This is a genomic window from Flexithrix dorotheae DSM 6795 (assembly GCF_000379765.1).
Taxonomy (GTDB): domain Bacteria; phylum Bacteroidota; class Bacteroidia; order Cytophagales; family Flammeovirgaceae; genus Flexithrix; species Flexithrix dorotheae.
Window position 1 is genome coordinate 414563 of record NZ_KB903476.1, and the last position, 12609, is coordinate 427171.

The following is a 12609-nucleotide window of genomic DNA, read 5'->3' on the forward strand; positions in this document are numbered from 1 at the left end:
TGAGAATTAAGTAGTTGAGAAAAGTTATATTTATGTTCATTTCCCACAACTATTTGATTCTGAGAGCAAAACTATTTAAACAAAAAAAGCACAGCCTTCCCAGCTATGCTTTCATTGTCAAATTATATTGGTAAAACTACCTGATTTCAAAGTTCATAAAGCCAATACCCAAATCAAGTTGATTTGGATCATTTCCAATTAAAACGGCCCCTTCACCTGTATCAGGGTTTTTCCCTGTAATAAACTGTCCTGCCGAATTTTCGTGTAAAGTAAGGTTTGGGTTTAAAGGATTAAGTGATTGGTTTCGAACTACGATAATATCAATACTATCGGCATTATTCACATCATCTACATCCACAATAGCCACTGTATATAGGGAATTAGCTAACAAATAATCTCCAGTAATATCAATTACCACAGGTCCAGTGGTAACATCAGCCACCGGATTAGCCCTGGTATCAATATCCCCAATACCCTCTGGTCCAAAAACTACCCAGGAGATATCCGGCCCTGACCCATCTTCATCCCATGGTCCCCAAACAATGGTATCATCCACTATATCCACAATATTGGAATCAGCCCAACTTAGCAATTCCAGGCTTTTCAGATATCTTCTCCCTACTCTAACATTTTGTTCAACCATTTCAGAAGCACCCATTTCGGAAGTCACTTTTAAGGTTACCACATAAGTTCCTGTATCACTATAAAAGTGAGTCGGACTTTCCTTTTCGCTTAAATCCCCATCTCCAAAATTCCACTCAAATGTTGGAGTTCCACTTTCCACTGTGCTATTGTTAGTAAAAGCTAATAACTCTCCGATTTCTGCCACTTTTGCTGATACTTCGAAATCAACCACAGGCGGTGGTCCCAAATCCGGCTCGTCTTCACAAGAAAAGAAAAAGGCAGACAGGCCCAATAACAATAAAGGTATTCTGAATAAATTCTTCATATGATTTAATTTAAAAAGGTAAACGCTTAAAAATAACTACCCAACCCTGAGTAAAAAATGAATAAAAACGAAAAATCAGAATTAGGTTCAGCGCATTTTGACGAACAGGCAGAAATGCTATCAGTAGAAGGTTTTGGTTAATTCAATCAGCAATTAGGGAATAAATATATTATAATAATTTATATTTTTTTAACATCTTTTATTTATTTCTCTCAAAATCAGGGCATTTTTTAATATTTAGTTTTTTTTCGAAGAAAAAGTAGGGTAAAATTTAGAATAAATGTATTAGTGAAAACGAGAAATCAGCATCAGGTTAGTTAATTAGATTTTCAGGCAGGTTTACTGTCTTAAATAATTGTTTTAATTAAATTTCTTTTTACTAAAAAAATCAGTTACAACTACCAGAATTTTGATTTTTTTTATGATTTATTTGTAGTGAACCTCTCCTTACACTTTTTCTGTTAAGGAATTAATTATTCTATTGGTTTATAGCAAAATAGGCCATAAGTTCATCAATTTTTGGCATGGATATTATTTCGTAAAAAAATTAAATTTTAACATAACAAATTCAATGTTTGGGCATTGTATTTAAAGATTCGATTTTTTTATTGAATTATTTTTTAAACTGATTTTTTACTTTAAACTTCCCGGAAATAACTCCGGGGAACCAAACTTCAACCCAAACTCTAAGGTTGACTTTTTAAGTTGAGTTTCATCAAAAATTATTGGGATAGATTACAAAATTTACTTGTTTTAAATTCGCTTAATTTAGGCTGATAAATGTGTGCATTATAGATTTGAATAACGCATAGTTCAAATGTTTTTTAGCTTAAATTCAAGAGGTTTTTCCCTGTCTTTTTAATGTCTCTCTAATCACAAAAGTTTCCCTTTCAATTCATCTGGAATTTTTGAGAAACCAGATGAAAAATTCCATCAATTTATTAAGATATAATACTTAAAATGTCTAAAAATTTAATTTCCAGTGTTCGCTTGTTATTAAGTCTGGCAATAGTTCTTATCACCCTTTCCAATGCCCTGTCCCAGGATCAAGGCACTATATCAGGAACAGTGGTGGATGCGGACAAACTTCCACTCCCGGGTGTTTCTGTAGTGGTAGAAGGAACCAGTAAGGGAACCGTTACAAATTTTGACGGCCAATTCAAAATACAGGCAGAGCCAGGCACAACCCTGATTTTCAGCATGGTAGGCATGCAGTCCATTTCCCAAAAAATTGGAAATGAAACCAACCTTTCTGTTACCATGGCCGAAGAATCCGAAATTCTTGAAGAAGTAGTTGTGACCGGATTTCAGGAGGTAAACAGGAAACTTTTTACAGGCTCAGCCGAGATGGTAAAAATGAAGGATATTCAAATGGCAGGATCTACTGATGTAGGAAAAATGCTTGATGGACAGGTTGCTGGTGTTTCAGTGGAAAATCCTTCAGGATCATTTGGATCTTCTCCTAAAATTAGAATAAGGGGAAACGCCTCTATTAATGGAAATAACCAACCCTTATTTGTGATTGATGGAGTTATTCTGGAAGACCTTGTGAATGTAAGTGCTGAGGATATTGTTTCCGGAAATTCCAGTTCTCTTATCAGTTCATCTACGGCTAATCTCAACCCAAGTGATATTGAATCTGTACAGGTATTGAAAGATGCCTCTGCTACTGCCCTTTACGGAGCCAGAGCAGCGAATGGGGTCATAGTCATCAGTACAAAAAAAGGGAAAAGTGGTAAGCTGAGGGTAAATTATTCAGGTAACTTTTCTGTAAAACTAAGGCCTACTTATAACCAGTTTAATTTTCTCAATTCTGGAGAAGAAATGTCTGTTTATAGGGAATTGGTGGATAAAGGACATATTGATATTGGAACTTCTGTAAGGGCTCAAAACTATGGAGCAATTGGCAAAATGTTTTCTAAAATAGCCAATCACGAAATTCCCTGGGGAGCCTATGGCGAACTCAATGAAGACTTTTTAAACCAATATGAAAATGCCAATACCGATTGGTTTGATGAATTGTTCAGAGATTTTGGGTTACAACAACAACATTCTCTAAGTTTTTCTTCTGGTACTGAAAAGGTGAATAATTATTATTCTATCAGTTACCTCACCGACCAGGGGCAAACCATTGCTGACGATGTAAAAAGAATTACAGGTACTGCAAAAAATACATACTTCATTTCCGATGCTTTTACCTTCGGTTTAAAACTTTCTGGTAGTTACAGGGATCAAAAAGCGCCTGGAACCAGAAACAGGGAACTGGATCCACTTTCTGGAAGATATGTGAGGGGATTTGACATCAACCCTTTCAGCTTTGCTTTGAATACCAGCAGGTCGATCCGGCCCCGGGATGAAAATGGAGATTTGGAATATTTCAGAAGAAATTATGCCCCATTCAACATCCTGGAGGAATTGGAGTACAATTACATGAAAATAAATGTAGCGGATATTTCTGCCCAAGCCGATTTTGAAGTCCGACCTGTAAACAATCTTTCTATAAAAAGTGTAATTCAGGGAAGATATGCCAGCACCAACCGGGAACACATTGTTCATGAGAGATCCAATCAGGCAGAAGCCTATAGAGCAGATGGAACACAGTTTATTCAGGAAAGCAACCAATTATTGTATAGAGATCCGGACAATCCCGGGTTGAACCCAGTGGTTGTGTTACCCCAGGGAGGATTCAATTACAGAGATCAAAATGACCTCCTGAACATGTATGGTAGAATAAGTGCCGACTGGAATAAAAAAATAGGAGATACACACGAATTTAATGCCCTCGGTGGTGCTGAATTAAGGTATACTGACAGAAATGCAACCAGTACTACTGGAATTGGTGTGCTTTATGAAAATGGTGGAATTGTAATAACCGATCCTAATATCATTGAATTTTTCAATGCTCAAAACATTGATTATTATTCGTTAAATGAAGAAAGAGATCGTTTTTTTGGAGCGTTTTTAAATGGTGGATATTCTTATAAATCCAGATATATAGCCAATTTTACCGTAAGGTATGATGGTTCAAACCAATTGGGAAATAGTCAGCAAGCAAGGTATCTGCCCACCTGGAATGTGAGTGGTGCCTGGAATGCACACAATGAAAACTTCATGTCGGACTTTGATTTTATCAGTGACTTAAAATTGAGAGCCACTTACGGTCTATCCGGAAATCTTCCCCCAGGAACCAGTGCCCTGCTTGATTTAAGAGCAGACGTAACGGTTCGCCCAACGGATATTGAACCTTATTTATATATTGCCAGCCTTACCAATACCGATCTTACCTGGGAAAAATTGAAAGAGTTTAATGTAGGATTGGATGTAGGACTTTTCGATGGTAGAATATATACCACTTTAAATTATTACCAAAGGCTTGGTTTTGACCTGGTTGGGATAGTACAAACTAGTGGTATTGGAGGTGAGACCTTCAAATTTGGAAACTTTGCCGATTTGGAAGCTGAAGGATATGAAATTGCCATTTCCACCACCAACATTCGGAAAAAGGACTTTACCTGGACATCTAATTTCAACTTAGGATATACCCGGGATGAAGTAACCAGATTAGACTTTGGACCAAGATTGGTAGATGCCATGGTTCAGTCTGGAGCAGCTGTGTTAGGTAGTCCAAAATCCAGTTTATATTCTGCCAAGTTTGCCGGACTTGACAATCAGGGAATTCCACAATTCTTTAATGAAGATGGGGAAAAAGTGTATGACATTGACCTTCAACAAAGAAATAATTTAACTGAAATTCTTAAATATGAAGGTCCTGCAGAACCAAGAGGAGCCGGAGGATTTACCAACACCTTCACCTACAAAGGGCTTTCACTTAATGTATTACTCACCTACAAATACGATTATAAAATCAGACTAAATGATGCCTTTTACCCATCTTATACTGATTTTGATGCCTTACCAAGAGAATTGATCAACAGATGGTCAGTTCCAGGAGATGAAAATATTACTGATATTCCGGCAATTGTCAATCAAGATTTACTGGCTTTTAACGGTGAATATAGTAATGCCTATAATTTATATAATAAAAGTGATGTGAGAATTGTGGATGGAGACCACATTCGACTTAAACTGGTTCGCTTGTCTTATTCATTCCCCCCCAAAATTGTAGATGCCTTAAAATTAGGCAGCCTGGGATTATCTGCTGAAGGCCAAAACCTGGCACTGCTCTATTCTGATCCCGCTCTGAACGGCCAGGACCCTGAGTTTATTTCAGCTGGTGGTGTGGCCTTGCCTACCCCAAGATTAGTAACCTTTTCTTTAAATATTGGGCTTTAATTTTTATTTCGATTAAGAATGAAAAAACTTGATTTTTTTCCAATGAAAATATACAGTAAAAAATATATTAGTTATTTCGCCTTAATAATCCTCTTGCTCACAGTTGTTTCCTGTGATGATTATCTTGATGAAATTCCGGACAACAGGGTAGCCCTTGATAACCTTGAAAAGTCTGCGCAGTTATTGACTAATGCTTATCCTGCTGCAAGTTATGCTTTTACTGACTGGATGACAGATGATGTGAACTTCACCAGGGGAACGAGCTTGAGAAATGAATATGAGCAAATATATTCCTGGGAGGAAGTTACGGTTGATCCCACAAACCAGGATACTCCTGTATTCTATTGGTATAATGCTTATGAATCCGTAGCACATGCCAATGAGGTTTTAGCTGCACTTGAAAACTTGCCTGCCAAAACAGAAGATGAATTATCCAGAAAAAGTGCGGTAAAATCTGAAGCTTTACTCACGAGAGCTTATGCTCATTTTATTTTGGTGAATTTATTCGCCAAACATTATGATGCAGAATCTGCAGACAGTGACCTGGGTGTACCCTATGTAGAAGAGCCAGAAACTGTTTTTCTGAAAACTTATACGCGAAATACAGTAGAAGAAGTATATGCTAAAGTAGAAAAAGATATGCTGGAAGGAATAGAGCTGGTAAATGAAAGCTTCTTTGAGAATTCGGGAAAATATCATTTCAACAGAAATGCAGCTTTAGCTTTTGCTTCCAGGTTTTATTTATACAAAGGAGATTTTGTAAAATGTGAAGAGTATAGCAATACATTATTGGGAAGTAGTGCAACTTCTTTTGTGAGAGATTTTAACTCCGAAGAATACAGAAATGCAAGTTCCTCCATTGAAGATTACCCAAGGTTATATTCCTCTCCTGAAGAAAAGGCTAATCTGCTATTAATTAGGAAAATATCTAATTTCCACAGAACTTTTGAATCATACGGACCAACTGAAGAACTTTATGGAAACCTGTTTAGTAACAGACCCTTTTCCAATACTGACCAAAGGGAAAATCCAGCATTTGTGAAAGGAGATAATGCTTTATTTCCAGTTCGGTATGAAAGTCTTTTCGAAAGAAGTAGTATTAACTCCAATTTTGGTCTTCCTTATCATATTGCACTTGGGTTTAGAGGAGAAGAAGTTTTACTGAACAGGGCAGAATCCTATATTTATCAGGGTAAATTAAACCTTGCACTTGCGGATCTTGAAACATTGGTAAAAAAGAGATATTTAGGCCGCCCCGATTTAGATATGGAAGTTTTGAGGGAATTTTATGGTGTACCCACCTCTGATTCCTCAGTGGATAGAATTATATTATTTCTGTATGTCCATTTAGAAAGAAGGAAAGAATTTATCATGCAGGGTTTAAGATGGTTTGACCTAAAAAGACTGACCAAAATCAGAGATCTATTAGGCGTTAATCCCCAGTTTTTCTCTACAACCGTAACCCATGATCTTAATATCGATGGTTCCATTTCCATCACGCTTGAAGAGGATGACCCCAGAAAAGTTATTCTTATTCCACAGTCTGCCATAGATGTGGGAGGCTTAAAACAAAACGAAAGGTAAAAAGCAAAAAAATCATTTTTGAATTCGAATTAATTCAAATAAGAAATATGAAAACATCAAATATAATATTCCTGGCGGCTTCGCTATTCCTGGTTTTTCTTTCAGGATGCTATCCTGAGGATAGTATTAATGTGCCCAAAACTGATGTAGAGGATGATTTGAACCCCACGGAACTGGATCAATATATAGAGGATAATTTCACTAAAGAATATGGGGTAGCTATTCGATATAAATTTGTAGACAGGTACGTAAGCCCGGGGCAAAGGGTAACTCCTCCCAGGTTGGAAAATGTAAAACCAATGCTGGACTTTATTGATAAATATTGGGTTGGTCCCTACCTGGCTGTGGAAAATGGCAATGAATTTTTCAGAGATCATGTTCCTGCAGAATTTATCCTTTTAGGCGGGGTAATTTATACTTCAAGGGGAATTTTATTAGGAACTGCGGATGCAGGTGCCAGAATCACTTTATTGAATGTAAATAGTATTGACCCGGAAGATGAAGAATGGTTAGACCAGCAACTAGGTACAATTTATCACGAATTTGCCCATATAGTTCACCAATTATACAAGCTTCCAACTGACTACGAAAAAATTTCTCCACAAGGATATAGCAGTTCTGGATCATGGTTCAATGTCTCTGAAAATGAAGCTATTGCCAGAGGCTTTGTTTCACCATATGCCACCAGTAGCCCAAATGAGGATTTTGCCGAGTTGGTAGCCTTTTATGTGTATTTCACAGATTTTGAGGAAAAATATTTAACCCCTGAAGAAAATTGTAATACAGCCGAATGTGAAAGAATGAATGAGGGAAAAGAAAAAATCAATCAAAAGCTGGTGGCTATCAAAGAACACTACCTCAATGTTACCGGTTTAGATTTGGATGAGCTTAGAAAAGAATTGCAAAAGCTATTATAATTATTTCAAAAATAATTCAATGCTTATTTCCATCAATACTTTCAGGAATTAAAGCATTTGAAGAAAATTTTACAGATAACTTCTTATCATCTTTTTAAGTAAGAATTATGATCAACAGAATCTTTATTTTTTTAGTTATCTCTTTTGTACTCACCTTAAGCGCATGCGAGGAGGATAAATCCAATGAGGACATTGAAACAGTAGAAAGTCGCCAAAAGGCAGCAAAAACCGAATTAATTAATGAATTAATTGCCCCGGCTGATGGATGGAGAATTTCCTATGTTCCGGCTGATTTAACCGGTGTTTACACTGTCTTACTGAAATTTGATGCCAATGGCCAGGTAACTATCCAATCGGATGTATCCACGGACGATCAGGATTTCTTTAATCAGACCATTCCTTATAGAATTGACATCCTTAATGAAACAAAATTAGTATTTGAAACTTATGCAGTATTTCATTACTTATTTGAGCTGAACCAGGCTACATTCGGTGGAGAATTCCAATTTGTATTCAAATTAAAAGATACTACTAATAATACACTGGTTTTCGAAAGTGCTTCCGATACTGGAGTGCCTTCAGTAATTACTTTTGAAAGAGCGAATCCCGGAGACGACCAACTTTTAGCCAAAGATGTATCAACAATGTTGAATAAAATGGCTGGTCCAACACCTTTTGGGATTTATGATCCGGGTTCTGGTCAATTTATTTTAGGAGGAGAACCTATCGTTCAACATATTTTGGCACCTGGGGCAGTAAATGGGGAAGACCTTTCTGTCTTCTTCGGATTTTACACAGGAAGTCGGATTGTGGAAGCCAGATTTGCCGGGGTTGGGACTACCGAAGAAGAAGTTTTGGAAGGACAAACCGTAAACCTTGATAGAGAATTTTATGCTTATTCCTTACAAAACAATTCCATAATTTTTGAGACTCCGGTTTCTTTTAGTGTAGGAGGAAAGGCTTTTGAAATTACATCTATTGCACTTACGGATTTTGCGGAGGCCACAGTTGATTTTTGTATGACGGAACCTGAAGATGGGGTAAAATACACCGGTTCCATTCCCGGAATTGGTAACATCACCATGGAAACAAGCCTTGCGGATGACAAAGGGGCTACTTTTGTTCCACAAGCTGACGATTTTTACTCAGTGAATCCGCTCTTTATTTCTACAGGTGGAAATGGTGCTTCAGGTGAGGCCTCATTTGAAGAAAAGTTTAATGACCTTGGAGGATTCATCTTCTATTATGGCTATGAAGTAGAAGGAGAACCACTTTATGCAATGGGTTTCTCACTTATCGATAGTGAAGGAAATTCCAGACTTGTAATGAGAAAATTTGAACCAACTACCACAGTTGGAAATAAAATTACCATTAATTTACTGGATGAATACTACTTCGATAAAACACCTGACGAAGGGGATGATGAGAAGATAAAGGAAATTACAGATGAGCTTTTTGATGGTGGAAATGATCTTTATGCCATTGATATCCCGATAGATGATTTAACAGTTTACAGGCTATTTAATCCTTGCAATTTCAATGAAATTATTTTAGTGAAATAATAAAAAAAATACCCACAGTTTCAAGAACACCGTCACTTTTACTGGCGGTGTTTTTATTTTTACGAGATATTTTAATTTTATTTCTACTACTTATGGTTACTTTTGCGATCCACAATTGATAGGGTAAAGTAATTGGCGAAAAGCAATTTATTGGTGCCATGAATGATTGGTATCCTAATTTATTGCTTTATATAAGTTCTTAATATGTCAAGAAAAATAGTAAAATACTTTGCCTCTAAAATTCAGGAAAATCCCGATAATTTTTCTACTACACTTAAAGGCCTGATTTCCGTTTTAGCGGCTTACCATTCCGTAGTTTTCATTGAGGATTCCAAAAACAAATCACAAGGTTATCTATTTCAAAAAACCGGCTTTCAAATCGGAAGTTTTTCGATTAATACTGACACAAACGCAGAGCACCAATTTGAAAATTCTGATGTAAATCAACTCATTTTTAGCTTAGACCGGTTTTGCCTATTTCAAAAAAATGAGGCCATCCTCTCAGGATCATATGCCGAAAAATTCCTTTTTTTTAAAGCACTCAAATATTTTTTCAATTTTGAGTCCGAACAATTCATTGAGGCAAAAGCACAAAAAACCAATATTGTCCGGCATTTGGAACAATTTAAATCTGAATTATTGCTGGAAATAGAAAAAAAGGCAAAAAGTGAACGGGTATTCCGGAATAAAAGAAATGAGCTGGTGAATAGACTGCGAAACCTACTTCATCCTAAAATTACTCCAGTATTTGTCCACAATCTTCTTATTCAACACCTAATTCTTTCTAATTTTATCGATCAGCTCAATTTACCCAAACAAAGACTTGAAAAGGACTTCATTTTCAGGGATTTTCAGGAAGTATGGAAGGATCAGGAAGTTGAGGTTCAAAGAAAATACACGCTCTGGGAAAACCTGAAGAGCTATTTCAACGAAGTGGCAAAATCTTTAAATAGAATTGAGGACAAAATTTTAAAAGGAAAGTTTCTCAGGGACTTTATAAATGAATTTTATGGTGTTTTTTTCCTGGAAAAGTCACAAAAAAGACAGGAGGAAATCCCTAATGAAATTCTGGAGTTTTGTGCCAAGGCATTGGATAATTTAATAATAAAAGAAATACATACACAATTTCTAAATCTTTCACCTGATCTGATTAATGAGAAAAAGTTATTGGGTAATAAGGCTAAATTTTCCCGATTCCAATCCAGTCTGGCTCCTTATTATATTCATCTCCTAACTAATGAAAATCCAACTGAATTCTTAAACCCCCTCTCTATGTCAGGTTCCTCTGACAATAGCTTGCAGACAAATTTATTTGGAGGAAATGGGGAAGTTTTTAATTCAGTGTCTTTAGGCAAAAATAAATTTGATTTCATTGCTTTTAGTGGCAATTCTCTTTCACTGCCAGAAAATGAGTTTCTCCATTTCGAATATTTCCAAAAAGATAAAAAAGGAGTAGATGACAAGATTAAGGACACTTATTATTTCCATAGTCAGGAACCTTCCAATTCACTATTTGATTCAGGCTTGAAATTCATCAGGTGGGCTACTGACCAACTTACAGATAAAGGATTGATTTTAGCACTTTTACCTTCTAAATATTTCACTGAAAAAAAATACGATGGATTTAGAATTTCATTGGAAAAGGAATTTGCAAAAATCAACCTGATTGACCTGGGGAAAATCGAATTTCAGGATAATTCAGCACCAGCATCTGTTTGGACAAATACAACCTTGTGCTTTTTGCAGAAAAGTCCAAAAAACACCAAAAAAGCTTTAATTGAATATTATCAATTGCCTTCATGCGATTCTTTTTTCGAAAAACAGACTTTAGTTAAATCACTGATTTTTGAGCAGATTGATTTTCAAACAGTTAAACCTCAAAATGGCAATTGGTTTTCGCAGAAATTCTTTGATTTTTTGCCATTGATTGCAGAAGCAGCAGCTCCGGGAAAATGTATTTTCAAGACCTATTCAAAAGGCATATTCCCACAGGATAGTCAATACCTGATCAAATTTCATCAGGATGATTTGGAGAAAAAGTATAAGCTTTTTCAAATTCAACAAAATGGTGAACAAAAGGATTTTGCTGTCCGAACCGGATATTACAAACCATTTGTAAAAAGAGAAATGGTTTATTCAAAAGATTTGGGAAAGGAATTACAAGAGTTTCCTTCTATTTTCCCTATTGAAAAGGATGATTTTGCCAATCAGCTAATTTGTACTTCTGGCCCGGGCAGTCAAAACCCTTTTCAGGTATTAGCAACAGATGCAATTACTACTTTTGATTTTCTTGAAAAAACCATTTGCTTCCCTCAATTTTTATGGAGAAATCCAGAAAAGACTGAAGAAAACATCACAGATTGGTGCTTAAAACAGTTTAAAGAATTTTATATTCCTATCATTACAACACAGATTAAGGAAGCTAAAAACAAGTCTGTTTTTTTACAGGAAATGACAGAAAAAATTTCCGTTTTTTCCAAAAATCTACCTGTACTTCACAAATTTACTTTAAAAATAGCAGCTATTTTAAAAGCCAATAAGAATGATCTTATTGATCCTGAAATGGCACGTGAAATTGTAGACATTATTTTGAGTTTTGAAAAAAAACTCCTGATTTTAGGCAAAGATGCGAAAGAGCGAAAAAAAATGATTACCACTCTCAAAAATTATCTTTCAGAAACAAAAACTGAATTGCTAAACATTGGGAAAAAGATAGAAGAACTAAAGCAAAAACAAACCTGGCTTACCAAACAGAACATTTTCTATTACATTTATGGTATATTGCTCGATCCTGATTTTCAGGGGGAGTTTCAGGAGGAATTAAAAAATAATTTCCCCAGAATTCCCTTAAAACAAGACTTTTGGAGATATAGTAGTAATGGTAAAAAACTAATGGATCTCCATTTGAATTACAGTGAAATTCCAGGCTTCCCAATTAGTAAAAATGAGGAAATTTCAACCCAGGACGTTTCGGAAAAACCGGTATTAAAAGTTAATAAAAACCTTGGTAGCATTTTGGTGGATAGCCATCTTGAATTGGGGAATATTCCTCCAAAAGCCTGGGAATTTAAATTGGGAAATTATTCAGTTCTTGAAATTCTGGTAAGAAACTATAAAAAAAAGGGAATCAGGAAAAACACCAATTGGAAGCCCCTTTATCATTATGATTTCTCCTTGTTGAAAGCCCAATTAATCAACGATGTTTCAAGGTTATCTGCACTTAGTATAGAAACTCAAAAAATTTTGAATAACCAGAAATAGCCACAGCTTCCCAAAATGGGAATAATTCTACCTTTTATTATTT

General features: G+C 35.8%; 6 protein-coding genes. 5 read left to right on the forward strand and 1 reads right to left on the reverse strand.

Annotated elements, in window-relative coordinates; all coding sequences use genetic code 11:
- Window positions 1-136: 136 nt before the first annotated feature.
- Complete coding sequence (locus A3EM_RS0132360; protein ID WP_020532420.1) at window positions 137-949, reverse strand: PKD domain-containing protein; 813 nt, start codon at window positions 947-949, stop codon at window positions 137-139.
- A 960-nt stretch (window positions 950-1909) separates the two neighbouring features.
- On the opposite strand from A3EM_RS0132360, the gene A3EM_RS0132365 reads away from it, so the two are divergent.
- The 5 genes from A3EM_RS0132365 to A3EM_RS0132390 all read left to right on the forward strand — a co-directional run bounded on the left by A3EM_RS0132365 (window position 1910) and on the right by A3EM_RS0132390 (window position 12566).
- A complete protein-coding gene (locus A3EM_RS0132365) occupies window positions 1910-5242 on the forward strand; it encodes a SusC/RagA family TonB-linked outer membrane protein (RefSeq protein ID WP_020532421.1) in 3333 nt (1110 codons plus the stop codon).
- Between the two features lie 42 nt (window positions 5243-5284).
- Window positions 5285-6826 (forward strand): RagB/SusD family nutrient uptake outer membrane protein, encoded by a 1542-nt coding sequence (locus A3EM_RS0132370; RefSeq protein ID WP_169513446.1) that lies wholly within the window; start codon window positions 5285-5287, stop codon window positions 6824-6826.
- Window positions 6827-6873: 47 nt separating this feature from the next.
- The gene (locus tag A3EM_RS0132375; RefSeq protein ID WP_020532423.1) at window positions 6874-7743 is read left to right on the forward strand and encodes a substrate import-associated zinc metallohydrolase lipoprotein; all 870 of its coding nucleotides are present in this window, start codon (window positions 6874-6876) and stop codon (window positions 7741-7743) included.
- 107 nt (window positions 7744-7850) lie between these two features.
- Window positions 7851-9305 carry a DUF4302 domain-containing protein gene (locus tag A3EM_RS0132380; protein ID WP_020532424.1) on the forward strand — a complete coding sequence of 485 codons (1455 nt, stop codon included), beginning with the start codon at window positions 7851-7853 and terminating at the stop codon, window positions 9303-9305.
- 204 nt (window positions 9306-9509) lie between these two features.
- On the forward strand, window positions 9510-12566 hold the full coding sequence (locus A3EM_RS0132390) for a type ISP restriction/modification enzyme (protein WP_020532426.1): 3057 nt from the start codon (window positions 9510-9512) through the stop codon (window positions 12564-12566).
- Window positions 12567-12609 lie beyond the last annotated feature (43 nt).